The sequence below is a fragment of the Providencia sp. PROV269 genome, assembly GCF_028477785.1.
GTDB lineage: Bacteria > Pseudomonadota > Gammaproteobacteria > Enterobacterales > Enterobacteriaceae > Providencia > Providencia rettgeri.
Genome location: NZ_JAMPLV010000003.1, coordinates 251520 through 273912 on the forward strand (window position 1 = coordinate 251520; position 22393 = coordinate 273912).

Below are 22393 nucleotides of genomic sequence, written 5' to 3' on the forward strand. Positions count from 1 at the left end.
GACTAATCACCATAATCCGTTATAAATATAAGCTACTATAGGAACGTATATGATGCCCAAGCTTCTACTGTTACTTTTAATATCAACACCTCAACTATCATGGGCTTCTTATATTAACTCATGCAATCTAGATATTAATATTTTAGAGAATGTCTCTGCACAAACGTCTTGTCTTGAGGTGAGTGGAAATGTTTGCAACAAAAAAGAAATATCTATTCTAGTGAGTGGAGAAATTATTAATGCAAAACCTTCTGGTCGTGCTGATAAAGGATGCCATCAATATATAACTAGAAAATATCGACAACCTTTATCAGTAGACGATCCAAAGCTAATCCTTAAACGAGGTAATATTGTTACAATTCATGAAACTATTGAAGAAGATAACCAAAATCCAATGAGTCGATTTACTTTTTTCGTTGGTATTAAAAAATAGCTATAAAACTTAATAAGCTTGTATTTATTTTCACCCCTTCTCAGAAATCTCACAGATCTTAAGCCATCCTTTTACATACCCCTAAAATAGATTTAATAAATACCCCGATTTGGATTAAGTAATAAGTAGTGATAATATCTCGCCGCTGGTCAAGGATGGCTGGCCTTACTACAATAATTATAAAGTTACATTTCCATTAGATATGCCCTTCTGTAGAGGGGCTTTTTTATGCCATTTAATAATCACCAAATATAATTGCGCATTTGAAATAACCTGCTAGGCTTAACGCTGATATTCATCGTAAAGCAACACTTTAGCCTACCGCTGTGTAGGCTTTTTTTATTTGCATACGCGTTTTTCAATATTCTTTTCCGTATTTCGGAACAATTTATACCTAGATTATTTAACCTATGTTGGTACGATGCGCACCCCCATTTGACATTTGGGCATTCACAAAACTAGTAATAACCATTCCGAATTTTTATGCCCCACGCCAACGAGGGGCTTTTTTTATTCTTTCAGAATGCTTTTATCTAACTCTTCACGGAATTGAGCTGGTTTATCGAAGCCTTGTGCTGCCATAGTATTTCTCCTGTTAATATCAACAATCCCCACTATTGCGAGACAGACATACTTTGTTAAGATTTTTTACACTTATTTATCTGTTGATATACTATTCTTAAATACAGATAATAATAAACATAGATGTGCATATAGTTATGCCCGTATTCCACTAGGCGGTGGTATGGGCTATTTTTTTACCCTTTTCCCTTCAATTTTCTGTATTGCTTTTTTGTCAAGATTGTCTTTAACTAGTTGGAAAATTCCCTATTGCCCAATTTAAGAACCCATGCACATGCATAATCAACCAATTAAAGTCTTACTCATACTCATTCCTATTCTTGTATGCATTCTACTTGTTGTTTTTAAAGACAAAAGAGAACCAAATACAATGACAATTTTTGTAAAATTCTCTATCTACTTATTAAGCGTTCTTGTCTTAATTAATTTAGTTTTTTTTGCAAGAGCGCATACGGGTTGGTATTGATAAGCCATTCACCTCAATGTAATTTTAAATTACTTCTAACCGTTTCTACTTCTCAAATGGCTTCTTGTCTAAAACATCCACTTGCAGATATAAATCAGACCTTCAATTACTCCCCAACCAAGAACTGCACACACAAGCCCAAGGGAAAGAAATGTTCCTGGTCCGGGTAAATTATTAAACATAATTCCCACCTTGTTATTTACTATGTCTAGCCGCTTCAATCTCTCTAATGGCCTTTTTATCTAAATTACATTGCTCGATAACTGTGAGTAGCAACTCATTTATCAATAAAGAGTCACCCCAAGAAAATGTCTCAGGGATGTACTCAGGCAAACAATCATTGAGTAGATGGGCTGGAATGGGTACTGATGGCGTTTGAACGTATTCTATTCGCGTGGTTGTGCAGCTCGATAGTAGCGCCACTAGGAGCATCAAGGGGAGCGCATTCATTACCCACAAGAACAGTTTTGATAATGGTTTTGACCTTTTCAGAAGCCACTGCCGCCGCATCACGTTCCCTAAGGTTATTTCGTGAGATTTCATTAAACGTTACCGAAAGTTCTAAAACGGTGGATAATATGAATTGATTTGCAGTCGCCTCATTTTCTAATCGCTCAATATCTTTTTTTACTAAAACATTGCTGTCATAAAGCGTTGTAGCCCACCAGCTCACAGCAAATAGCGCCAAAAATAACCAGAATGAATTATCTATTTTCATAAGTTCACCTGCTTACCTCGGTAGTGATCTAGGGCTTTTTGACATCGCTTTTCTAAACTTACCTTATCAATACTGCAGGTATCGTCTCTGAGTACATATACGCCAGTTGCCAAGTAGATGGGGAATCCGATAATGAAAACGGATATGCATAAGCGAACTCGCCAAGGCATACGGCTTTTTCCACTTCCCGTCTTGTCATTAACCCTTTCCATTTGATGCCCCCAGCATATATCCAGCGTTTAAGTTCATTACATGCGCCAGCTTGATCACCAGCGTTAAGCTTTTTAAGTAACGTAGAACGCGAAAAAGCCCCTACCCCTACGTTATAAGTGAAAGAGTAAAGTGCAGCCCTTGTGTAATCAGGGATATTGACCTTAATTAAGGGGTTCACTGCTTTAGCGACAATTGCCAAGTCTTTTTCTAACAGCGCATCACACTCGGCTTTTGTGTAGGTTTTTGTGGGGATAATGTCGGGGCCCGTGTGCCCATAACATACGGTAAGAACTCCCACTACATCACGGTAAGGCTTGGACTCATACCCTTCAAACTCTGCAATCATCGCAACAGTTAAGGTCATCAGCCCACCAGCTGCAGCGGCCATTTTTATTTTATTTGGTATCTTTGGCATGAGCCGCCTCCTTGCGCTTATCTTCTTTTCGTTTGAAATATAAATTTGTCAAAAATGTAGCCACACCTAAAAGTAGGCTTCCCAACACCCCAATTGCTGCCCACTGCTCAGATGAGAAACCATCTAACAATTGTTTTAGCCAATAGAATGTTGAACCCGTAGAGGCAGCATAGGAGGCGCCAGTTGTTAATTTGTCCATACGCATATACCACCCCCTACGGAGTGCCCGAAATTTAGTTAATAGAAAGCCACCAGCAATAGCAGCTAGATTTTATTTGTTGATTTAGTGGATTGATTTGAGTTTTGTGGATTAGAGCGAGAATCAACAAAGCTTACATGAGTTGGAATAACAGATCGTTCACCTATGGAGCCTTCAAGATGCCCATTTTTATCATAGCTCGCCATTCCACCATTAAAGGTTAACGAAACGCCCGTGTCTGATATATTAATCATCATAATATTTTTAAGGTCCACGCTTCCTCCTAAGGAACTGATATGAACAAGCAGATATTTATAGACAAAGTTAATGAAATTGGCGTCAATAAACTATTGATGCAAGCCATTCGAACAGAAGATGATATTGGTGCGGTTTTGCGCATTCACTTATTAAGTGAACAACTGGCTGAAGCTTGGATTTGCGCAGCTTGTGATGCCGATAATTTCTTCGGAGAAGGTAATTATTCAGTAAGAATTAATTGCAGCGATAAATTTAAGTTAGCTCGAAATTTAGGTGTTCCAGATGAATTATATAGCAGCCTTAAAATGATTAACTCACTAAGAAATAATTTAGCACATGGAAGTGGGCATAATTTAGTTTCTGACGAATCAATAAATAAACTCGTTAATTTATTAAAAGGGTTTCAATTGGAAAACCAGTCAGATAAATGGAACATAGACGCCCCCTTGCTTGTAAGAGACCAGGATGGATTGGCTGTTAATGAGTATTCAATTAACGATAAGAATACACCAAACAGGGTGAAACTATTCATCTGTTTTGCATTTTTAATGTCTAGGCTTGCATTCTATCTTGGAATAGAAGCGCTAGAGTTAGAATAAGACGGTCACAAAGCTATTGAATGAAAACGACTAATCCCATCTGAGCACACTTCAAGCGAACCGCCCTTATCTTTAACGCGGCAGACAACTTGAGTAGATTTAGTATGGTCAATTGATTCTGACTCAGAGCCGAACAACTCAATAAAGGCATTCTTAACATCCCGAGCCAATCTCTCCATTGGCTCTTTTTCCATATGAGATCTATCCATAATTAATCGAGATAAACAATTAGCAGCAACCAATTGAATATCAGCGGGTAAGTCTTCAAATTTCATAACTACCTCTCTTAAATAGAAAAAGGCCACGCAATGCGCAGCCCTTGAGTAATTATCAACTACTGAATTAATAACCTCTTTTATATATTTGTCGGTCTATTTGCACTTTCTGGCTAGCTTTAATGCTGTTTAACGTACTCTCAGCATAGGGATCATCTTTAGGTTTTTCCTTGCTGATATCCTGTCCAGAAGATGTGCAAGCAGAAAGTATTACCGCAAAAACTAATATAAACGGCCTCATGTCATACCTCATAATCATATTTATGTTAGGTTTTAGACCTGTCGAGGCTTGTAAGTTCAGTTAAGTAACTAAACTAAATCTAAACGTTAATAACATTAGAAGTATTGTGGAGGCATACGCTGAGAGTGTATGCGTTCAGGTTCCCATGGCGTGTGTGCTTCTATCCTGATAAGTACAGATAACTCATGCGAGTTAGCCAATCAGCCTTGGTATTCCTCACAATGAAAACCCTACTCGCTTTAATGCCGCTATGTGAAAGATAGAAGCTGGCAAATAGAGTTGTCATTATAAAGGCACTTGCTAAAAGGTATTCTTATTCATTCGGCTTTAATCTTTCGGAGTTTGCAAAGTATAATGCGATAACTAATATCAGTATGGTGACCGAATATATGATAAACAACTGAGGACTGTTGTGCTCAACAACAATAAGCCGAATTACCGCAGTGATCGCAATATAGATAAAATATTGTAATGGAAAATGATAATCAGACTGAAAATACTTGATAATCAATGCAATAAATTCAAAATATAAAAAATAAATGATAAGACCATCAATTAGGGAGTAAATTGAAGTTGAATTGCTAACCGCAAATAAAAGTGCGGCCAATACTATAGTTTCTTTGATTAAAAAGATAATTAATATAACTGCAAGTAGAAGCAATGCAGCGCTACTAATCCATTGCAATACTCTACTAATTAGCTTTGATTGACTCAATCCAGACATCCCCCCCCCTCATGATCTTAACCTTTAAACATAGTTAGTGGAGTGGTCCGCCATCGAGGCATCGAACCTCGACTCTTAGCCTTAATAAGGCTAAATACTCTTCCAGTTGAGTTAATGGCGGAGAAGGCTTATTTAAGCCAGTTTAGTATTGCAAAAGCCATTAAGGACATAATAGCTATAAACATAATATTCTGGGTATAACTAATTATTCGGTCGTAAATAACAAGCCAATTCATAGTTTACTCCTTGGGGTGTTTCTCTTAAAAATCTGCATCTACTTTTCAAATAAAATGTTGCAAATACGAAACGTTAAAAAAATACACCCTTATATATAATAAAACCTCGACATTGCGAGGTTTAAAATACTAGATAGCGCGAGCATTCATTATATTTTTACAAAATATACATGTGGCGCCATGTGGATTGCTAACCGAAATATCAAACTGTGATGTCCGATACTGGGATCCGTTACAACATGGGCACTTGTAATAGAAGCGAATTTTTATAATGTTTTTAAAGCGCCACTACGTTAGCTGCTGCTGGGCCTTTTGCGCCAGTCTCTAATGAGAAGCTTACTTTTTGCCCATCATATAAAGTTTTAAAATCATCACTTTGGATAGCTGAAAAATGCACAAAAACATCTTTGCTTCCGTCTTCAGGAGAGATAAAACCAAAACCTTTAGATTCGTTAAACCATTTTACTAAACCAATCATTGAATTAGACATAGAATTTCCTTTAATTTTTAAGTTTGCCATAAGGCATAGGTAAGGTTTGTTTTTTATTTTTACTTATGGGAATTAATTAGAAGGAATTCGCAATGAAGAGGTATCTTAGATAACGCTAAATGGTGAACAACTTTAAACTGACTAGCATAAATAGGCCTGTACTTCCAAACCGATGAATCCATTAAGCCACACATCCTAAGCGATAGCAAATTTTATTTTCTAGCTTACTTTATAACTACACATGTAACTCTGACCAATCATAACAGCAAGTCTTATGTTTGTTTCAGACATAAAAAAACCCCCGCATTGCGAGGTTTCATTCTATAAGTTCGATTACAACGTATTTACTCTTATCACAATAGCATCGAATTTGCGTAGCGCACTAATACTTTTTTACTATCTATCACTTTTACTTTATTAATAACATCAGAATCCATTTCTAGGGCTACACCCAACATAGCCAGACAGCCATCAACAAAGCCCTCAGCGACTTGCATCATTTGCCGAATTCGCCCTTCGCTCATTTTCCATTCCTTGGCAATACTGCGCTTAGATACACCGTAAAGGTAATGCAATACTATCAAATTTAATTCTTCTTCTTTTCGAACTTGTCTCAGCTTAGCTATAACACTGTCGATGGTTATTCCATCGTCATCGCTGCATGATTCCCTTGACGGCTCTTTATTTACGATTAAACCTTTAAAACCTGCTGCAATATGAGAATAATCAACCCCCGGATTATCACTCGCCCAACCAGCCCATTTTTGTAAAACTAACTGAATATCTCTCATGCAAAAAGTCTCCTGCGTTCCGCATAACGCATTAACCAAAAACACCCAGTGACGCAGAACGGTCTAGGAATCGAAATAACAAAACCAACTGGCTTCCGTGCTCGCGCTCCCACTCATTTGGATCTTTATGCAACTCGCTGTGGTGAATGCGACATAATGGAATAGTGAACAAATCATGGGCCTTAGTGCCCATTCCGCCCTGACCATGACCGATTAGGTGATGTGCATCGTGCGCGATAGAGTTACAAACACAACATGGCTGTGATTTAACCCACTGCAGGTAGTTATCATTAATCCAGCGCTGTAATTTTGGCTTTAACATCAAGCTAGCTGGTGGTTCGGGTTCGACGGTTAAATTTAACACAGGTTTTGATACCCGCTCACCACTCGCTATGTCGTTGAGGTATTGATCAGAAAGAGAGATAAGGCCCGATGCTTTGTGCTTTAGCTCTTGTGGCAAAGTCATCAGTAGCATTCTGCCGTTGAATGTATGCATATGTGCACCAGGCTTAAATATTATGGCTCCAATTTCTGGTACCAGTATTGGTGTTAATATCCATTGGTAACTCATTCTATTCCCCACATTTACGCAACCTTACTTGCGCTTTCATGCATACTGATTGTTATTTCAAAGCGCCCACCCTTGACTACTTCACACCACTCCATTTCAACTCGCTTAACTTGGCCGTCATCCTTCCAAATGTTGGCATGCGTTAATGCGTCGAATGGTGCTTTTAAATAGTTATCTATGTCCCGCTTGTGGTTTGTTGGCGGGTACATTTTTACTTTTACTGTAACGGGCTCTGTTATCGCTATCGGTTTACGCCTTAATTGCTCATAAATGGCGACAATCGCACTGCCACGAAATTTACGGCCTTTCTCGCTAATTAGCGTTCTGCCATTCACATTACGCCAACATGCATTAACACTTGGTGGAAATGGCAATACAAGTAATATGCTCATGCTCTTACCCCTGCCAATAATGCATCAAACTGTTGAACTAAAGCGGACAAAGCTGTCTCAGCAACAATCCCATTTGAACTCGCTGAAGTATCATGAGAACGAAACTTCCCATCCCTTAGCATTTTTTCACAATCATCAGATACGTGATAAAGACCATCTTTGCCTTGATACACCAAGCCATAGTTGATTAGAGATTTGATGATAGTTGTCGCCCCAGAGTGCTTTTTCATATTAAACTCATTGAACAAATCATCACGACTAAACGGTCGGCCTTTGAAGTGAGTTGTGAACTCGATATACCGACGTTTCTGTGAAGAAATCATACTGTCATCTCCTTTGCTGCTTGTTCTGCTGCTTGCTGCCAAATGCCTTTCCATGCAGCACGGCCCGCAAATTCATTAAGTCGACCTAAGCCGCTTTTGCTGGCCATTTCTTTGGCAATTTCTTGGAGCCTATTAGCTGGCTTCCAGCCCGTTGAGAAAATTTGAGTGAATACAGTGTCACGTTCAACAGTGTCGATACTCATAGCCGCCTCACCCGGCTTTAGCCATTTACCGTTGGCGCATTTAGGGCGACCAGCCTCATTCCATTTCTGAGCCTTTTCGAAGTACTCCATACAGTTTTCAGGGCTAAATAATGTTTTTGGCCGCAGGTAATCACACATTTTTGAATCATTTAGCCACTTGGCTGTGATGTAGTCAGTTACCAGAATTAAATCATCCGAGGTATAGTTTTCAGATAGACGGGCTCTGATGTGGCCCATAGTGGTTTTCCCATCCCGATAACTTGAATTCGTGACTTTATTGAAATGTTCTAAAACAATTTGCGCTTGGTCTGGCTCAGCATGAGCCGGACAAAAAGAGTTACTCTCTGTTGTAATCTCTTGAGTATTCTCTGTAGTACTCTCTGTAAGATCAGGGCAATTTGCCCCGTTCGATGGGGTCATTTTGATATTATTCGAACGCTTCATTTTGCGCTTATCGATATGGTCATTTTGACCTGTTCGAATGCGCTCGGCTGAACTATTCGATGGGTTCAATTTGACCTCATCGGATAACAACACATGTTCATAATTTATAGAGTAATAATTAGTACGGTCATGAGTTCGTTTATTGATTTGCTCAATATTTAAGACACCCAACTTTTTTAAATTGTTGAATGCACGCTTAATTGTGGATTCAGAAAAATATGGGAATTGTTCACGCCATTCTTCAATAGTGTTATAAATCCAGCGGTGCCCCTCATGGTCAACGCCCGACGAGGTTTCAGATAGCCAATACTGAACTTGCTGAAGCAATAAAGCCTCATTCAAGCCCAAGCGTACCGCTAGTTCAGGTATAACAATTTGTGGGCGTGTTTTAAGTAGTAATAAGCTGCTCATTCCATCACCCTTGTGAATTCGGCTTTAAATTTGTACAAAGGGGCAAAGCATTCATGTTCATAACCGTCACGCATGAATATGACCCACTGTTTGATTCGGTCATAACGTATGACGCGAACACGAATACCGCGCTTATCCAGATAAATGCGATTGAGATTATTGGCGTCTTCATTGGACATGCTCCCCTCTCCCGCAACTTGCATTAAAATCATCTACCAACCACTCAACAAACTTGTAGTTGGTCTCCTGCCGCCCTTCTGGTACCTTTAGTTCATAGACAAAACGACCATCACGGATAGAAACTCTCACTTGCGTTCTACCGCGTAAATTCGTTACACTGCTCATGCTAGTTACTCCACACAAGTTGTTATTAGCACCCGACGCCTCGGACCGCATATCTGGGGCGTCAACCTTTCTTATGTAATTTGATGAGCGCATTGATAGCTCCTCTAGTGCTTGCGATTGCTCTATCCAACATTGTCATAATTTGCTTTTCTTCATGCCTATCAACAACACCGTCTTCCAATGCTTTCCCAATGAATACAACTAACTCACCGCGAGTTGTTGATGCTCGAGTTTGTAATTTGAATAATTCTGGTTCGTCCAAATCCTCTGGGCTTATCTTTTCCACCAGCAATAGATTTCTTCTGTTTGCGTAATACCCTGCAAGAAATGATGTGTTAGATAAATCCTCCATTGCCTCAAGCTCTTCACGCTCAAAAAAACGACAGCCGTTTTTCTCGTACAAGTTGTTATTGAACGTGGTTTCTGTCATACCCAATGCACCCGCCATCGCTGAACGTCCACCGGGGTACGCCTTACACATCTCTTTCACGACTTCTTTTAATGTTTGTTTGCACATATCTACAATTCCGTTGTTTTGTTGGTAGTTAACTCAGTTAGTTGGATTTGGTACTTTATTGATAAAGTGCAGGGTCAAACCTCAATTCACCTTTCGTTCTGTAATCAGCCTCAATGGCGCGATTTTTCGGAATTAATTGATTGGGCCGTTTTTTCCACTGGTAAAAAGCTTCGGGGCTTATCCGAAAAAACTCAGCAATTTTATTAGTGGTTCCGAAGTATTTTTCGATCTGCTCTGTGGTCATAACACCTCCTGATTTCTAAGTTAGGTTAGATATTAATTGTTAATTTATATTTGGTCAATAAAAACTAAGATAACTTAGGTTTATATGAAATGGACTTAGGAATGAGTAAAACTGAAAACACCATCGGAAGCAGAATAAAGGCCTTGAGGGATATCACTAAAACCACCCAAAAAGAACTTGGGCGGTACTGTGGCGTATCTGATGTTACTGTCGGGTATTGGGAGAGAGACCTAAATGCACCACGGAGTGATGCTCTATTGAAATTAGCTAGGTATTTCAATACAACTGAAGCATATATATTGTATGGTATTCCATCTAAGCAAACATCTAACATAATCACGAGCGCACAAAAGGTGCCGATTTTATCTTATGTCCAAGCTGGCAACTTCACTGACTATGCGCCAAATCAGATTTACGATGATGATTTAGAGTTCATAGAGACAACCCTTAAAGTATCGCCTCTATCATTCGCATTGCGCGTCATTGGCGACTCCATGACAAATCCTTATGGCTTACCGTCAATCCCAGAAGGCTCAACAGTTATTGTTGATCCTGAAGCTGAAGTTGTTAGTGGTAAATTTGTTGTCGCTAGATTGCAAGGCTCTGATGAAGTTACCGTGAAACGTTATGTTGTTGATGGCCCCAATAAATTTTTAATGCCACTAAACCCACGATATGACAACATTCCAATCAATGGTAACTGTGAAATAGTTGGTCTCGTTCGTGGTGTTCAATACGAGCTATAACCTCCCTTCTTAATTTAAATCTAAGTTTTATTAGATTTTGAATTGACATAGATCCTAAGTTGAATTAGTTTATATCTAAGACAACTTAGGAGGCGTTCAATGCAAACTAATTCAAATGAACCAATCGTTACTTTTAGCGTTGCTATGTCGCAAGAAGATGCTGCAGCATGGATTATGGAAAAAGCCGCTGAACTTCAAAAGCTGGCGGCACTTAAAGCTAAGCAAGCCGACTTACAGCGCCAACTAGAAAAGCTCGATGAAGATATTTTCGACCAGTCTGAACGCTGCCAAGTCATTATTAATGCTTAACTAAATTCAATTGTGTGGAGTTCTAGCTATGTCGAATAAAGCAGATAAAACAACAGGAAATATTATTGAGTTGAAAATCAATGGCGCCACGGTTTGTTATTTGAGAACGGATGGCGCGGTAGCTGCGGATTATTTGTCATTTATCGCAAAAACCACTGAAGTCTTAATGCTGGATAGAAATTCGCTAGAACTAGAGGCTAATGCGTTCGGGAAAACTATCCAACATGGCTACAGTGCTTTTTCGACTATTAAAGATCCCAAAGGTCTTTAATAAAGGAATCAACATGAATAGTTGAGCTACCTTTTGATGCTTCTAGAAAGTGATTTACAACATTGTCTGGTAGTTGAGTGTTCCATTTTTCAAATGAATGCTTTGGAAAATAATCAACAAAAATACTTTGTACCGCATGCTCACCCCCTTTTACATCAGTGATCATGTTGCATTGGTAAAGGCATTTAGCAATTAGCGTAGATTTAAGCATTAAAAAATTCTCTTGGTTTTGTAGGGCTTCCAAGAATACCACAGCCGCCTGATGTGGATAAGTTAGTTCAGGCAATCTTATTAACTATGTGGAGTGCTTAGTATGGGAATACTTATTCTTACTCGAAAACCAACCGAAGTTGTGGTTATTGGTGATGATATTAAAGTTACAATTTTAGGAGTAAAGGGTAACCAAGTGCGGATTGGTATTGATGCCCCAAAAGATATTAGTGTCCATCGTGAAGAAATTTATAAACTAATTTTTGCTGATAATAATAAGTCCGAGTGATAGTTATTTATTGTATTTAAATTAAAACCAAATCAATAAATAAAAAAATACCGCCAATAAATTCAGCGGTAAATAATTAACACACAGGGATCAGCTCATTCTATAGGAATATAAGTAACTGTAGAATTACTTAAGCTTAGTCCAAAGATATAAATAAACAAGAAATTAGCAAAAAAAAACCGACATATAATATGCCGGCAAATAATAGCAAGTATCGCGTGTTACTTAATAAGTATAGTCAAAAATTAAAAGTCTGTATGCGGCAGAATGTGGAGGTAATTATGCAAATGCTAACTTTGGAGGAATGGGCGAGCGAACGTTATAGAAGTCGCCCTCCTCGCCTGGGGACATTACAACGCTATGCTAGGAATGGCTTGTTCTATCCACCAGCACAAAAAGAAGGTGGTATTTGGCGTGTGAGAGAAGATGCCGACTTAGTCGGTAATTTGACATCACCGGTTATCAATAAGAGTGATAACCCAAAATTACAAAGGATTTTAAACGATGGCTGCCCGACCACGTAAAAATAACGTCAACATCCCTAATCTCTACCCACTATTTAGCAGAAAAGCTAACAAGGTTTATTGGCGTTATCGTCACCCTATAACTGGAAAATATCATGCCCTCGGTGACAATGAGGCTGAAGCTCGTGAAATTGCGATTGAAGCTAATAACCGGTTAGCTGAGCAACGCAGCCGACAAGTTATGGCGATCAGCGATAGAGTAGCAAGAATTAAAGGAAAAGAGATCACCGTAAATACTTGGCTGGATCGCTACTGGGTAATACAAGAAGAGCGCCTTGCTGACGGTGATATAAAACAAAATACATACAAACAAAAAAGAAAACCTGTAGACCTAATGCGCCACTCTCTCGCAATGAAGCCTTTACCCGCTGTTGATGCGAGAGATATCGCATCAATACTTGATGAGTATAAATCTAATGGCCAACATCGCATGGCTCAGGTTATTCGATCTGTATTAATCGATGTGTTCAAAGAGGCGCAGCATGCCGGTGAAGTCCCACCAGGATATAACCCTGCACTCGCAACTAAACAACCAAAAAGACGAATTACCCGCCAGCGCCTTAATTTAGAGGAGTGGCAAAAAATATTTGATATCGCGGATAAACAACATAAGTACTTAGGCAATGCAATGTTATTGGCAGTCATTACAGGGCAACGACTCGGCGATATTTCAGCAATGAAATTTAGTGATATTTGGGATGACCATTTGCATGTAACACAAGAAAAGACAGGAAGTAAACTGGCCATTCCACTAGCGTTAAGATCTGATGCATTAAACATGTCTTTACGTGATGTTGTTACTAGATGTCGTGACCGTGTTCTCAGTCCTTATCTGATCCACTATTTTAGAACAACCTCTCAAGCAAATAGAGGCGAACAAGTTACAGCAAATACAATAACAACAAATTTCAAGAAGGCACGAAATAAAACTGATATTGATTGGGGTGAAGGAACGCCAGCTTCATTTCATGAACAACGATCTTTATCAGAAAGACTCTATCGAGAACAAGGAATTAACACTAAAGATTTACTGGGTCATAAATCGCAAAAAATGACTGATAAATATAATGATGATCGGGGTAAAGATTGGGTAAAAGTAGTTATTTGATAGTCTATATTGGGATAGGTTTTGATAATTCGTTTTGATAACTTTTTGATAACCATTTCAAATGTGACAATAAAAAACGGGAACTATTAAGCTCCCGTTATTAATTACACAATATAATAAATTACATGTGTTTAATGATTGCGTCACCGAATTCGCTACATTTCAGTAATTTAGCGCCTTCTAATTGACGTTCGAAGTCATAGGTTACAGTCTTAGCTTCGATTGCGCCTTCCATACCTTTAACGATTAAGTCAGCCGCTTCAGTCCAGCCCATGTGGCGCAGCATCATCTCAGCAGAAAGGATAATAGAGCCTGGGTTAACTTTATCTTGGCCTGCATATTTTGGTGCAGTACCGTGAGTTGCTTCGAATAATGCGCACTCAGAACCAATATTTGCACCAGGAGCGATACCAATACCACCGACCTGCGCTGCTAATGCATCAGAAATGTAGTCACCATTTAGGTTCATACAAGCGATAACATCGTATTCTGCTGGGCGTAGCAGGATTTGTTGTAAGAAAGCATCTGCGATAACATCTTTAACGATAATATCTTTACCAGTTTTAGGGTTTTTAATTTTAACCCATGGGCCGCCATCTAATAATTCGCCGCCAAATTCCTCTTGTGCTAATTGGTATCCCCAATCTTTAAATGCACCTTCAGTGAATTTCATAATGTTACCTTTATGAACTAAAGTCACTGAATCACGGCCGTTATCAATAGCATATTCAATAGCAGCACGAACTAAACGTTTTGTGCCCTCTTCTGAACAAGGCTTAATACCAATACCACAGTCTTGTGGGAAACGGATTTTAGTCACACCCATTTCATCTTTCAGGAATTTAATAACTTTATCTGCTTCTGCACTACCCGCTTTCCACTCGATACCCGCATAGATATCTTCAGAGTTTTCACGGAAAATAACCATATCAGTCAGTTCAGGTTGTTTAACTGGGCTTGGAGTGCCTTTGTAGTAGCGAACAGGACGTAAACAGATATACAGGTCAAGTTGTTGACGCAATGCAACGTTCAGAGAACGAATACCACCACCAACAGGAGTTGTTAAAGGGCCTTTAATTGAAACACGGTAATCACGGATTAAATCGAGAGTTTCTTCTGGTAACCAAACATCTTTACCATAAATTTGTGTAGATTTTTCACCGGTGTAAACTTCCATCCAAGAAATTTTGCGCTCACCGTTGTAGGCTTTTTTCACTGCCGCATCAACCACTTTCAACATTGCTGGTGTGACATCGATACCAATGCCGTCACCTTCGATAAAAGGGATAATTGGGTTGTTCGGAACGTTTAGTTTGCCTTTTGCATCAATGGTAATTTTAGCGCCTTCTGCCGGAACTACTACTTTGCTTTCCATTAACCTCTCCTTTCACTTGCGTATTTTGCTTGTTAATTTTTTGTAAGAGACGTGTCAATACTACTTCAATCTGCGTCGAACGCCAATGATTACTCATCTAAGCTTCAATGCCGATCGCATTTAACGTACTGTTTTACCTTGTAAGTTAATCGAATATCTATTTATAAATACTGTTAAATCAATAAATTAATTTAAGCATTCCATTATTAGAAATAAATCAAACCGCGATGAAAAGTTGTCAATAACCCATTTGAGGGAACGACACAACTTTTGTTAAAATACTTCCCTCACAAAAAATAATATTAGCAAGTTAACTCAAATTAAAAATACGTTTTGCTCACACTATCACCATCCAAACAAATCCATATGTACTTATTTTTAAATGGAAAATTGTTTTTATTGATTTAAATGTTTTTAAAGTTGTTAATTAAATATTACATCGCCATGAAAAATACGTTCTAGGATCAAACCGTTAAATCTCCTACACTAGATGAAATAAGTCGCCGCAAATTAAAACCAATAAATTCTCATTGAATGACCATGAACAGACCGAACAAAAAATCAGTTCCGAAGAAAAATCGTTACTCGCCACCCTCGACTGCTTTAAAGCATAACGCTAAGCGTGTTTCGGTAAGACAGCAAATATCAACTAAAATCATTTTATTTAACAAACCCTTTGATGTTCTTCCTCAATTTACTGATGAACAAGGTCGCGACACACTAAAAAAATATATTCCAATCAACGATGTATACGCCGCAGGACGTCTTGATAGGGACAGTGAAGGGCTATTAATTTTAACCAATGATGGAAAACTACAGGCACGTTTAACTCAACCACAGAAAAAAACAGGGAAAATATACTATGCTCAGGTAGAAGGTATTCCCGATGAAGATGCACTACTAAAATTTCGGCAAGGGTTAATATTAAATGATGGTCCAACACTCCCTGCGGGAATCGAGTTAGTTGGCGAACCTGAATGGCTATGGCAAAGAACTCCGCCAATACGGGAACGCAAAAATATCCCGACTAGCTGGTTAAAAATTACATTATATGAAGGACGTAATCGGCAAGTCCGTCGTATGACGGCAAATATAGGTTTTCCAACGCTTAGGCTAATTCGTTATCAAATTGGTGAATTTAATTTGGGAAATCTTTCAGTTGGCGAATGGAAGGAGGTAACTGTTGTTTAAACCTAATGTGACTGTAGCAACTGTTGTGCATGCTCAAGGCAAATTTTTAGTCGTGGAAGAGTGGATAAATGATAAACCCACTTGGAATCAACCAGCTGGGCATTTAGAAGCTAATGAAACTATTTTGCAAGCCGCCGAACGTGAATTACTAGAAGAAACTGGAATCAAAGCCACACCAACACAATTAATTAAAATTCATCAATGGATTGCCCCAGATAAAACTCAGTTTATCCGTTTTTTATTTGCCGTAGAACTTGAATCCATTTGTGAGACACAGCCACAAGACAGTGATATTAGCAAATGCCATTGGCTGACTGCCCAAGAAATTCTAAATAGCAACTGCCTGCGTTCACCACTAGTGGCGGAAAGTTTGCGCTGTTTTCTCACAGGAAAGCATTATCCTCTCGATATTTTAACCGCTTACGGCGACCATTATCTTTAAGTACTTAACTTCTGCTTGGTGAAGATTTCACCAAGCAATAATATTCCCTGCTAACTCTGGTGTAATGCGGGAACAACATGCTAAAGTATGGGGCTTGATTTTTCCGCAGTGAGATATTTCCATGTCAAATAATAGTACCATGTCAGATAACAGCCAAAAAAAAGTCATCGTCGGGATGTCCGGTGGTGTTGACTCCTCTGTATCCGCTTACTTGCTACAGCAACAAGGGTATCAGGTTGCTGGTCTGTTTATGAAGAACTGGGAAGAAGATGACGACACAGAATATTGTTCAGCTGCTACTGACCTTGCCGATGCACAAGCTGTGTGTGACAAACTGGGTATTGAACTTCATACCATTAATTTCGCTGCTGAATATTGGGACAATGTTTTCGAACATTTCTTAACTGAATACAAAGCAGGCCGCACACCGAACCCAGATATTCTCTGCAACAAAGAAATCAAGTTTAAAGCTTTCTTAGAATTTGCGGCTGAAGATTTAGGCGCAGATTACATTGCTACTGGTCACTATGTGCGCCGCCGTGATGTCAATGGTAAAAGCCAATTATTACGTGGTTTAGATAACAACAAAGACCAAAGCTATTTTTTATATACTCTGAGCCACGAACAAGTAGCTAAAAGCCTTTTCCCCGTTGGTGAACTCGAAAAACCTGAAGTACGCCGTATTGCGGAAGAAATTGGCTTAGTTACTGCAAAGAAAAAAGACTCCACGGGGATCTGTTTCATTGGTGAGCGTAAGTTTCGCGACTTTTTAGGCCGCTACTTACCCGCTCAGCCTGGCCCTATCGTCACTGTTGATGGCGAAACAATTGGTCAACATGAAGGTTTGATGTACCACACTTTAGGGCAACGAAAAGGTCTCGGTATCGGTGGTACAAAAGAAGGCTCCGAAGAACCTTGGTATGTTGTCGATAAAGACGTCGAAAACAACATTCTTATCGTAGCTCAAGGCCATGAACACCCTCGTTTGATGTCTGTTGGGTTAATTGCTCAGCAATTACATTGGGTTGACCGGAAAACCATGACTGAGCCGCTACGTTGCGTAGTAAAAACACGTTATCGTCAAGCGGATATCCCTTGTACGATCACCCCATTAAGTGATGATCGCATTGAAGTGGCTTTTGACTACCCTGTCGCGGCTGTCACTCCAGGTCAATCCGCTGTATTTTATATCGATGAAGTTTGTCTCGGTGGCGGTATTATTGAAACCCGTATTCAGGAGTAAATGTGGCAAAAAACTATTATGACATTACGCTTGCTTTAGCGGGTATCTGCCAAGCAAGCGCGATGGTTCAAAAACTCGCACATGAAGGTGTTTGTCTTGAGAAAGACACTGAAACCATGGTCAATAGCCTCACCAATATGAATCCAAAATCCACTTTGGATGTATTTGGTAATGATGCCGAAAATTTAAAGACGGGCCTCAGTGCCATGTTAGGTATGCTGACTGGCGGTAACAGTGGTTTATCGGCTGAAATGACGCGATATATGTTAAGCATTATGACGCTTGAACGTCGCCTCAATAAAAACCAAGAAGCGATGAACCAGCTGGGCCAACGTATTGAGCAATTTGAACGCCAAGCGGGTTATTTTGAACCACTTTCTGAAGGCGTGTTTAACGCACTTGCGGGTATTTATGTAGATGTAGTCAGCCCAGCTGGACCGCGAATTCAGGTCACTGGTTCCCCTGATATCCTAAAAAACACACTCGTTCAAGCAAAAGTTAGAGCCACCTTGCTCGCTGGCATTCGTTGCGCAGTGCTTTGGCAACAAGTTGGTGGAAGTCGCATTCAACTCATGTTCTCTCGCAATCGTCTGGCTAATCAGGCGAAAGATATTTTGTCTCACCTTTAAATCTGGAGTTGCTACCAATGGAATTATCCTCACTGACCGCTGTATCCCCGATTGACGGCCGTTACGGTGATAAAGTCAGCACGTTACGCACTATTTTTAGTGAGTTTGGTTTACTGAAATTTCGCGTACAAGTTGAAGTTCGCTGGCTACAAAAACTGGCTGCAACCGCTCAAATCAAAGAAGTTCCTGCATTTGACGCTGACGCAATCGCTTACTTGGATGAAATTGTCGCGAACTTCTGTGAAAAAGACGCAATGCGTATCAAAGAAATTGAACGCACAACTAACCATGATGTGAAAGCTGTAGAATACTTTCTAAAAGAAAAGGTAGCGGACATCCCTGCTCTTCATGCAGTTTCTGAATTTATTCACTTTGCTTGTACTTCAGAAGATATCAATAACCTCTCTCACGCATTAATGCTGAAAACCGCTCGTGAAGAAGTCTTGCTGCCACAATGGCGTCAAATCATTGATAAAATCAAAACAATGGCTCATGAGTACCGCAATTTACCGTTACTTTCACGTACTCACGGTCAACCTGCAACCCCGTCCACCATTGGTAAAGAGTTTGCGAACGTTGCTTATCGTTTAGAGCGCCAATTCCGCCAGCTACAACAAGTTGAAATTCTAGGTAAAATCAATGGCGCAGTCGGTAACTATAATGCACATATGGTCGCTTATCCTGAAGTTAACTGGCACGAATTCAGCGAAACCTTTGTTACCTCTTTAGGCATTCAATGGAACCCATTCACTACGCAAATTGAACCTCATGACTATATTGCTGAGTTATTTGATTGCGTCGCTCGCTTTAACACTATCGTGTTAGACTTCGACCGTGATATTTGGGGCTACATCGCATTAAATCACTTCAAACAAAAAACAATCGCAGGTGAAATTGGTTCCTCTACCATGCCACACAAAGTCAACCCGATTGATTTCGAAAACTCTGAAGGTAATTTAGGCTTAGCCAATGCCGTCTTAGGTCATTTAGCTAGCAAACTCCCTGTTTCTCGCTGGCAGCGCGACTTAACTGACTCGACAGTATTACGTAATCTCGGTGTCGGCTTAGGTTATGCATTGATTGCTTATCAATCAACCATGAAAGGTTTGAACAAATTAGAAGTGAATGAGCAACATTTACTGGATGAATTAGACCAAAACTGGGAAGTATTGGCCGAGCCAATTCAAACAGTAATGCGCCGTTATGGTATTGAAAAGCCATATGAAAAGCTCAAAGAATTGACCCGTGGTAAACGTGTTACCGCTGAAGGTATGAAACAATTTATTGATAGTTTAGACCTGCCAGAGCACGAAAAAGCACGTTTGAAAGAAATGACGCCAGCTAACTACATTGGTTACGCTGTCACTTTTATCGACGAACTAAAATAGCTTTTATGTTTTCAAATTAGGCGGCTTATAAGTCGCCTTTTTTAATTATCATTTTGAATTCCCTGCTCTATCTATCATACTAAGCTATTCAAAGCTAAATATAGATAAATTATATTTCCGCTTCGTTTGATTTATATTTACTTAATCCCTTGTCGTTATTCAGAACTCTTTTTACCATAGCGTATCTAGTGCTACTATCTGATAAGTTGTAGCTATCTCTTTTCAATATGAGGGTTTCCGATGCGTATTCTTATTGTCGAAGACAATGCGTTACTTCGTCACCATTTAACCGTCCAGCTTAAAGAGCTTGGCCATCAGGTTGATTCAGCTGAAGACGCAAAAGAAGCTGATTACTTTTTGCACGAAAGCTGTCCAGATATCGCAGTTGTCGATTTGGGCTTACCTGATGAAGACGGGCTTTCTATGATCAAACGCTGGCGTAGCGAGCACGTCAATATTCCACTATTAGTATTAACTGCTCGGGAAAGTTGGCAAGAAAAAGTACAAGCGCTAAACAGTGGTGCTGATGACTACGTGACTAAACCTTTCCAGTTAGAAGAACTGGTCGCCCGTATGCAAGCTTTGATGCGCAGAAATAGTGGTCTTGCTTCACAAGTACTCGAATTAGGCAATTTCGTGATTGACCTATCACGCAAAGAATTTACCGTTAATGGCGAAACCGTCAAATTAACCGCTTTTGAATACACTATCATTGAAACGCTACTACGCAACAATGGGAAAGTGGTTAGCAAAGACTCGTTAATGCGCCAGCTTTACCCAGATGCTGAGCTCAGAGAAAGTCATACCATTGATGTTTTAATGGGCCGTTTACGAAAAAAAATCCAACAATTTCATAGTGATGATGTAATTGTCACAGTGCGTGGTCAAGGCTACCGTTTTGATGTGAATGGCTAACATGAAGCTACGTAAATTTAAGTTCAAACCCCTTTCGCTACGAGCACGTTTTCTCTGTGCAACATCCGCGGTGATCTTGGCACTCACCTTATCCTACGGCATCGTCGCGATTTTGGGGTATTTGATTAGTTTCGATAAAACCACTTACACCCTATTACGTAGCCAAAGTAATTTAATTTATAGCCTAGCCCAATGGCAAAACCATAAAATTGACATTCGCGTCCCCCCAAATTTCACGTTAAACAACCCGACTTTGGTCATTATTTATGATGAACAAGGGCTCGTGTTATGGCGCCAACGTGATGTACCTAGCGTTGAACGGCTGATCCGTAATGACTGGCTTAAAAAAGAAGGCTTATATGAAATTGATACAGACATTCGCGAAACTCGCCAACTTCTAGATGACAACCCCGAATTCAATACAAAATTAGATGACATGGATAACGACGATGAACCGCTTACTCACTCCGTGTCCGTCAACCAATATGCAGCTAGTGAAAACCTGCCTCCGCTCACCATTGTCGTTGTTGATACACTACCACAAGACTTACAAAATACGGGTTTAGTTTGGGAGTGGTTCGGTTATGTGTTACTAGCTAACTTAATCTTAGTTATCCCACTATTATGGTTAGCGGCCTATTGGAGCCTACGGCCAATTAAATCATTAGTATCACAACTAAGTAGCTTAGAAAAAGGTGAACGAGATACACTGGATGAAAACCCTCCGTATGAGCTTCGTGGGCTAGTACGTAATCTTAATATTTTATTAACGAATGAACGTAAGCGTTACAGCAAATACCGCACGACACTTTCTGATTTAACACACAGTTTAAAGACGCCTTTAGCCGTTTTACAGTCAACACTGCGGCTTCTTCGTTCAGGTAAGCAAATGAATATTGAGCAGGCTGAACCCATCATGCTCGAACAAATTGGCCGTATATCTCAACAGGTGGGTTATTATTTGCACCGCGCATCAACGCAAGGTGATGAAAATATGATGCTGCGCGAAATTTCATCTGTTCCATCAATATTAGACAGCCTTGCGAGTGCCCTCCATAAAGTTTACCAACACAAAGGTGTTTCTATTACGGTTAATGTTTCTCCTGAAACAACTTGGCTGGGTCAACCAAATGACTTTATGGAAGTGATGGGTAATATCATGGAAAACGCGTGTAAATATTGCCTTGAATTCGTCGAAGTTAGTGCTATTGCCGGAACTGATAGCTTAACATTGGTTGTTGATGATGATGGCCCAGGCGTGCCCGAAAGCAAACGTAGTTTGATTTTCCTTCGTGGGCAACGTGCAGACACCCTTCGTCCAGGTCAAGGTTTAGGTTTGTCCATTGCAGTGGATATTATCGACCAATACGAGGGAGATATCACAATTAGTGACAGCCCGCTTGGTGGTGCTCGTTTATCCGTCACATTTAGGCAGCAATCTATGATTGAAGATAGTTAATCTGTGATATGCGTCCACTTGTCCCCTATTTTACAAACCATTTCCGGTATACTATTTATGAAGTGTTTTATAAATAGTAATTTAGGGTAATGTACTTGGTTCACTCTCAAGATAAACCTTTAATACCCGTTTCTCAGAAAGTTTATTTAACAGCATACCATTACACACATATAGGTCATTTTGCAGTATTGGAACCGGGTATAT

34 protein-coding genes, 1 tRNA gene and 1 pseudogene are annotated in these 22393 nt (G+C 39.6%); 15 read left to right on the top strand and 21 right to left on the bottom strand.

From position 1 onward, the window contains the following. Positions 1-49: 49 nt before the first annotated feature. Positions 50-433 carry a hypothetical protein gene (locus PR683_RS05645; protein WP_109913120.1) on the top strand — a complete coding sequence of 128 codons (384 nt, stop codon included), beginning with the start codon at positions 50-52 and terminating at the stop codon, positions 431-433. A gap of 1243 nt (positions 434-1676) precedes the next feature. On the opposite strand, the gene lysC is transcribed toward PR683_RS05645, so the two are convergent. From lysC to PR683_RS05665, 5 genes are read right to left on the bottom strand one after another with little or no spacing between them, the layout of a single operon-like run. After that, positions 1677-1931, bottom strand: coding sequence for an Rz1-like lysis system protein LysC (gene lysC, locus PR683_RS20390; RefSeq protein ID WP_419179489.1), 255 nt, complete (start codon positions 1929-1931; stop codon positions 1677-1679). After that, positions 1819-2199, bottom strand: a complete 381-nt coding sequence (locus PR683_RS05650) for a hypothetical protein (RefSeq protein WP_162598874.1) — start codon at positions 2197-2199, stop codon at positions 1819-1821. The genes lysC and PR683_RS05650 overlap by 113 nt, the downstream gene beginning before the upstream one ends. A gap of 58 nt (positions 2200-2257) precedes the next feature. After that, entirely contained in the window at positions 2258-2827 is a 570-nt protein-coding gene (locus PR683_RS05655) for a lysozyme (protein WP_109913121.1), read from the bottom strand. Then, entirely contained in the window at positions 2808-3032 is a 225-nt protein-coding gene (locus tag PR683_RS05660) for a class II holin family protein (protein ID WP_004911666.1), read from the bottom strand. Before PR683_RS05660 ends, PR683_RS05655 begins: the two co-directional genes overlap by 20 nt. A gap of 59 nt (positions 3033-3091) precedes the next feature. Further along, positions 3092-3301, bottom strand: coding sequence for a hypothetical protein (locus tag PR683_RS05665; protein WP_109913122.1), 210 nt, complete (start codon positions 3299-3301; stop codon positions 3092-3094). A gap of 21 nt (positions 3302-3322) precedes the next feature. Between PR683_RS05665 and PR683_RS05670 the strand changes: the two genes are divergently transcribed. After that, complete coding sequence (locus tag PR683_RS05670) at positions 3323-3883, top strand: hypothetical protein (RefSeq protein WP_109913123.1); 561 nt, start codon at positions 3323-3325, stop codon at positions 3881-3883. A 5-nt stretch (positions 3884-3888) separates the two neighbouring features. Here PR683_RS05670 and PR683_RS05675 read toward each other — a convergent pair whose 3' ends face one another. The 14 genes and pseudogenes from PR683_RS05675 to PR683_RS05740 form a co-directional block, all read right to left on the bottom strand. After that, the gene (locus PR683_RS05675; RefSeq protein WP_109913124.1) at positions 3889-4158 is read right to left on the bottom strand and encodes a hypothetical protein; all 270 of its coding nucleotides are present in this window, start codon (positions 4156-4158) and stop codon (positions 3889-3891) included. A 554-nt stretch (positions 4159-4712) separates the two neighbouring features. Continuing rightward, positions 4713-5123, bottom strand: coding sequence for a phosphate-starvation-inducible protein PsiE (psiE, locus tag PR683_RS05680; protein WP_109913125.1), 411 nt, complete (start codon positions 5121-5123; stop codon positions 4713-4715). A 43-nt stretch (positions 5124-5166) separates the two neighbouring features. Then, positions 5167-5244: transfer RNA gene (locus PR683_RS05685), tRNA-Asn, on the bottom strand. 262 nt (positions 5245-5506) lie between these two features. Then, positions 5507-5629 (bottom strand): annotated as a pseudogene (ymcF, locus tag PR683_RS05690) (cold shock small protein YmcF); the annotation flags it as partial. A gap of 7 nt (positions 5630-5636) precedes the next feature. Then, complete coding sequence (gene cspE / locus PR683_RS05695; protein ID WP_004911672.1) at positions 5637-5849, bottom strand: transcription antiterminator/RNA stability regulator CspE; 213 nt, start codon at positions 5847-5849, stop codon at positions 5637-5639. Positions 5850-6202: 353 nt separating this feature from the next. Then, a complete protein-coding gene (locus PR683_RS05700; RefSeq protein WP_004911675.1) occupies positions 6203-6640 on the bottom strand; it encodes an antiterminator Q family protein in 438 nt (145 codons plus the stop codon). Positions 6641-6671: 31 nt separating this feature from the next. Further along, positions 6672-7211, bottom strand: a complete 540-nt coding sequence (locus PR683_RS20395; RefSeq protein ID WP_109913343.1) for a DUF968 domain-containing protein — start codon at positions 7209-7211, stop codon at positions 6672-6674. A gap of 14 nt (positions 7212-7225) precedes the next feature. Next, a complete protein-coding gene (locus PR683_RS05710) occupies positions 7226-7603 on the bottom strand; it encodes a RusA family crossover junction endodeoxyribonuclease (RefSeq protein WP_109913342.1) in 378 nt (125 codons plus the stop codon). After that, entirely contained in the window at positions 7600-7926 is a 327-nt protein-coding gene (locus PR683_RS05715; protein ID WP_109913341.1) for a hypothetical protein, read from the bottom strand. The genes PR683_RS05710 and PR683_RS05715 overlap by 4 nt, the downstream gene beginning before the upstream one ends. After that, positions 7923-8984 carry a conserved phage C-terminal domain-containing protein gene (locus PR683_RS05720; protein ID WP_109913340.1) on the bottom strand — a complete coding sequence of 354 codons (1062 nt, stop codon included), beginning with the start codon at positions 8982-8984 and terminating at the stop codon, positions 7923-7925. The genes PR683_RS05715 and PR683_RS05720 overlap by 4 nt, the downstream gene beginning before the upstream one ends. After that, complete coding sequence (locus PR683_RS05725; protein ID WP_115167084.1) at positions 8981-9163, bottom strand: DUF4222 domain-containing protein; 183 nt, start codon at positions 9161-9163, stop codon at positions 8981-8983. The genes PR683_RS05720 and PR683_RS05725 overlap by 4 nt, the downstream gene beginning before the upstream one ends. Further along, positions 9153-9329, bottom strand: coding sequence for a hypothetical protein (locus PR683_RS05730; RefSeq protein ID WP_196723636.1), 177 nt, complete (start codon positions 9327-9329; stop codon positions 9153-9155). Before PR683_RS05730 ends, PR683_RS05725 begins: the two co-directional genes overlap by 11 nt. A gap of 61 nt (positions 9330-9390) precedes the next feature. Beyond that, the gene (locus tag PR683_RS05735) at positions 9391-9846 is read right to left on the bottom strand and encodes a YmfL family putative regulatory protein (protein WP_109913327.1); all 456 of its coding nucleotides are present in this window, start codon (positions 9844-9846) and stop codon (positions 9391-9393) included. Positions 9847-9901: 55 nt separating this feature from the next. After that, positions 9902-10090 (bottom strand): Cro/CI family transcriptional regulator, encoded by a 189-nt coding sequence (locus PR683_RS05740; RefSeq protein WP_109913337.1) that lies wholly within the window; start codon positions 10088-10090, stop codon positions 9902-9904. A 101-nt stretch (positions 10091-10191) separates the two neighbouring features. On the opposite strand from PR683_RS05740, the gene PR683_RS05745 reads away from it, so the two are divergent. The 3 genes from PR683_RS05745 (at position 10192) to PR683_RS05755 (ending at position 11416) form a co-directional block, all read left to right on the top strand. Continuing rightward, positions 10192-10836 (top strand): LexA family protein, encoded by a 645-nt coding sequence (locus tag PR683_RS05745; RefSeq protein WP_109913345.1) that lies wholly within the window; start codon positions 10192-10194, stop codon positions 10834-10836. A gap of 99 nt (positions 10837-10935) precedes the next feature. After that, complete coding sequence (locus PR683_RS05750; protein ID WP_102140687.1) at positions 10936-11145, top strand: hypothetical protein; 210 nt, start codon at positions 10936-10938, stop codon at positions 11143-11145. A gap of 28 nt (positions 11146-11173) precedes the next feature. Beyond that, positions 11174-11416, top strand: a complete 243-nt coding sequence (locus PR683_RS05755) for a hypothetical protein (protein ID WP_109913336.1) — start codon at positions 11174-11176, stop codon at positions 11414-11416. Here the strand turns inward: PR683_RS05755 and PR683_RS05760 are convergent. Beyond that, positions 11394-11627 carry a hypothetical protein gene (locus tag PR683_RS05760; RefSeq protein ID WP_109913344.1) on the bottom strand — a complete coding sequence of 78 codons (234 nt, stop codon included), beginning with the start codon at positions 11625-11627 and terminating at the stop codon, positions 11394-11396. The genes PR683_RS05755 and PR683_RS05760 overlap by 23 nt on opposite strands. 108 nt (positions 11628-11735) lie before the next feature. Here PR683_RS05760 and csrA point away from each other — a divergent pair, with 108 nt between their 5' ends. The 3 genes from csrA (at position 11736) to PR683_RS05775 (ending at position 13547) form a co-directional block, all read left to right on the top strand. Then, entirely contained in the window at positions 11736-11915 is a 180-nt protein-coding gene (csrA, locus tag PR683_RS05765; protein ID WP_004911707.1) for a carbon storage regulator CsrA, read from the top strand. Between the two features lie 281 nt (positions 11916-12196). Further along, positions 12197-12439 carry an excisionase gene (locus tag PR683_RS05770; RefSeq protein WP_004911710.1) on the top strand — a complete coding sequence of 81 codons (243 nt, stop codon included), beginning with the start codon at positions 12197-12199 and terminating at the stop codon, positions 12437-12439. Further along, positions 12420-13547, top strand: a complete 1128-nt coding sequence (locus tag PR683_RS05775) for a site-specific integrase (RefSeq protein WP_109911615.1) — start codon at positions 12420-12422, stop codon at positions 13545-13547. The genes PR683_RS05770 and PR683_RS05775 overlap by 20 nt, the downstream gene beginning before the upstream one ends. Before the next feature lie 121 nt (positions 13548-13668). Here PR683_RS05775 and icd read toward each other — a convergent pair whose 3' ends face one another. After that, complete coding sequence (gene icd, locus PR683_RS05780) at positions 13669-14922, bottom strand: NADP-dependent isocitrate dehydrogenase (RefSeq protein ID WP_004911741.1); 1254 nt, start codon at positions 14920-14922, stop codon at positions 13669-13671. Between the two features lie 534 nt (positions 14923-15456). Here icd and rluE point away from each other — a divergent pair. The 7 genes from rluE to phoQ all read left to right on the top strand — a co-directional run bounded on the left by rluE (position 15457) and on the right by phoQ (position 22189). Then, a complete protein-coding gene (rluE, locus tag PR683_RS05785) occupies positions 15457-16113 on the top strand; it encodes a 23S rRNA pseudouridine(2457) synthase RluE (protein WP_004911743.1) in 657 nt (218 codons plus the stop codon). After that, a complete protein-coding gene (locus tag PR683_RS05790) occupies positions 16106-16555 on the top strand; it encodes an NUDIX hydrolase (RefSeq protein WP_117162357.1) in 450 nt (149 codons plus the stop codon). The genes rluE and PR683_RS05790 overlap by 8 nt, the downstream gene beginning before the upstream one ends. A 139-nt stretch (positions 16556-16694) precedes the next feature. After that, positions 16695-17798 carry a tRNA 2-thiouridine(34) synthase MnmA gene (mnmA, locus tag PR683_RS05795; protein ID WP_004911747.1) on the top strand — a complete coding sequence of 368 codons (1104 nt, stop codon included), beginning with the start codon at positions 16695-16697 and terminating at the stop codon, positions 17796-17798. Positions 17799-17800: 2 nt separating this feature from the next. Then, positions 17801-18427 (top strand): high frequency lysogenization protein HflD, encoded by a 627-nt coding sequence (gene hflD, locus PR683_RS05800; RefSeq protein WP_004911750.1) that lies wholly within the window; start codon positions 17801-17803, stop codon positions 18425-18427. A gap of 17 nt (positions 18428-18444) precedes the next feature. Further along, positions 18445-19815: an adenylosuccinate lyase gene (gene purB / locus PR683_RS05805; RefSeq protein ID WP_004911751.1), complete on the top strand. Its 1371-nt coding sequence runs from the start codon at positions 18445-18447 to the stop codon at positions 19813-19815. Positions 19816-20055: 240 nt separating this feature from the next. Next, on the top strand, positions 20056-20730 hold the full coding sequence (phoP, locus tag PR683_RS05810; protein WP_004911754.1) for a two-component system response regulator PhoP: 675 nt from the start codon (positions 20056-20058) through the stop codon (positions 20728-20730). Position 20731: 1 nt separating this feature from the next. Beyond that, positions 20732-22189 (top strand): two-component system sensor histidine kinase PhoQ, encoded by a 1458-nt coding sequence (gene phoQ, locus PR683_RS05815; protein WP_181937042.1) that lies wholly within the window; start codon positions 20732-20734, stop codon positions 22187-22189. Positions 22190-22393 lie beyond the last annotated feature (204 nt).

What these genes read in the sequence shown, in the direction of transcription:
- PR683_RS05645 (WP_109913120.1), top strand. Translation starts at nt 50, where the DNA reads ATGATGCCCAAGCTTCTACTGTTACTTTTAATATCAACACCTCAACTA.
- lysC (WP_419179489.1), bottom strand. Translation starts at nt 1,931, where the DNA reads ATGAATGCGCTCCCCTTGATGCTCCTAGTGGCGCTACTATCGAGCTGC.
- PR683_RS05650 (WP_162598874.1), bottom strand. Translation starts at nt 2,199, where the DNA reads ATGAAAATAGATAATTCATTCTGGTTATTTTTGGCGCTATTTGCTGTG.
- PR683_RS05655 (WP_109913121.1), bottom strand. Translation starts at nt 2,827, where the DNA reads ATGCCAAAGATACCAAATAAAATAAAAATGGCCGCTGCAGCTGGTGGG.
- PR683_RS05660 (WP_004911666.1), bottom strand. Translation starts at nt 3,032, where the DNA reads ATGCGTATGGACAAATTAACAACTGGCGCCTCCTATGCTGCCTCTACG.
- PR683_RS05670 (WP_109913123.1), top strand. Translation starts at nt 3,323, where the DNA reads ATGAACAAGCAGATATTTATAGACAAAGTTAATGAAATTGGCGTCAAT.
- PR683_RS05675 (WP_109913124.1), bottom strand. Translation starts at nt 4,158, where the DNA reads ATGAAATTTGAAGACTTACCCGCTGATATTCAATTGGTTGCTGCTAAT.
- psiE (WP_109913125.1), bottom strand. Translation starts at nt 5,123, where the DNA reads ATGTCTGGATTGAGTCAATCAAAGCTAATTAGTAGAGTATTGCAATGG.
- cspE (WP_004911672.1), bottom strand. Translation starts at nt 5,849, where the DNA reads ATGTCTAATTCAATGATTGGTTTAGTAAAATGGTTTAACGAATCTAAA.
- PR683_RS05700 (WP_004911675.1), bottom strand. Translation starts at nt 6,640, where the DNA reads ATGAGAGATATTCAGTTAGTTTTACAAAAATGGGCTGGTTGGGCGAGT.
- PR683_RS20395 (WP_109913343.1), bottom strand. Translation starts at nt 7,211, where the DNA reads ATGAGTTACCAATGGATATTAACACCAATACTGGTACCAGAAATTGGA.
- PR683_RS05710 (WP_109913342.1), bottom strand. Translation starts at nt 7,603, where the DNA reads ATGAGCATATTACTTGTATTGCCATTTCCACCAAGTGTTAATGCATGT.
- PR683_RS05715 (WP_109913341.1), bottom strand. Translation starts at nt 7,926, where the DNA reads ATGATTTCTTCACAGAAACGTCGGTATATCGAGTTCACAACTCACTTC.
- PR683_RS05720 (WP_109913340.1), bottom strand. Translation starts at nt 8,984, where the DNA reads ATGAGCAGCTTATTACTACTTAAAACACGCCCACAAATTGTTATACCT.
- PR683_RS05725 (WP_115167084.1), bottom strand. Translation starts at nt 9,163, where the DNA reads ATGTCCAATGAAGACGCCAATAATCTCAATCGCATTTATCTGGATAAG.
- PR683_RS05730 (WP_196723636.1), bottom strand. Translation starts at nt 9,329, where the DNA reads ATGAGCAGTGTAACGAATTTACGCGGTAGAACGCAAGTGAGAGTTTCT.
- PR683_RS05735 (WP_109913327.1), bottom strand. Translation starts at nt 9,846, where the DNA reads ATGTGCAAACAAACATTAAAAGAAGTCGTGAAAGAGATGTGTAAGGCG.
- PR683_RS05740 (WP_109913337.1), bottom strand. Translation starts at nt 10,090, where the DNA reads ATGACCACAGAGCAGATCGAAAAATACTTCGGAACCACTAATAAAATT.
- PR683_RS05745 (WP_109913345.1), top strand. Translation starts at nt 10,192, where the DNA reads ATGAGTAAAACTGAAAACACCATCGGAAGCAGAATAAAGGCCTTGAGG.
- PR683_RS05750 (WP_102140687.1), top strand. Translation starts at nt 10,936, where the DNA reads ATGCAAACTAATTCAAATGAACCAATCGTTACTTTTAGCGTTGCTATG.
- PR683_RS05755 (WP_109913336.1), top strand. Translation starts at nt 11,174, where the DNA reads ATGTCGAATAAAGCAGATAAAACAACAGGAAATATTATTGAGTTGAAA.
- PR683_RS05760 (WP_109913344.1), bottom strand. Translation starts at nt 11,627, where the DNA reads ATGCTTAAATCTACGCTAATTGCTAAATGCCTTTACCAATGCAACATG.
- PR683_RS05770 (WP_004911710.1), top strand. Translation starts at nt 12,197, where the DNA reads ATGCAAATGCTAACTTTGGAGGAATGGGCGAGCGAACGTTATAGAAGT.
- PR683_RS05775 (WP_109911615.1), top strand. Translation starts at nt 12,420, where the DNA reads ATGGCTGCCCGACCACGTAAAAATAACGTCAACATCCCTAATCTCTAC.
- icd (WP_004911741.1), bottom strand. Translation starts at nt 14,922, where the DNA reads ATGGAAAGCAAAGTAGTAGTTCCGGCAGAAGGCGCTAAAATTACCATT.
- rluE (WP_004911743.1), top strand. Translation starts at nt 15,457, where the DNA reads ATGACCATGAACAGACCGAACAAAAAATCAGTTCCGAAGAAAAATCGT.
- mnmA (WP_004911747.1), top strand. Translation starts at nt 16,695, where the DNA reads ATGTCAGATAACAGCCAAAAAAAAGTCATCGTCGGGATGTCCGGTGGT.
- purB (WP_004911751.1), top strand. Translation starts at nt 18,445, where the DNA reads ATGGAATTATCCTCACTGACCGCTGTATCCCCGATTGACGGCCGTTAC.
- phoP (WP_004911754.1), top strand. Translation starts at nt 20,056, where the DNA reads ATGCGTATTCTTATTGTCGAAGACAATGCGTTACTTCGTCACCATTTA.
- phoQ (WP_181937042.1), top strand. Translation starts at nt 20,732, where the DNA reads ATGAAGCTACGTAAATTTAAGTTCAAACCCCTTTCGCTACGAGCACGT.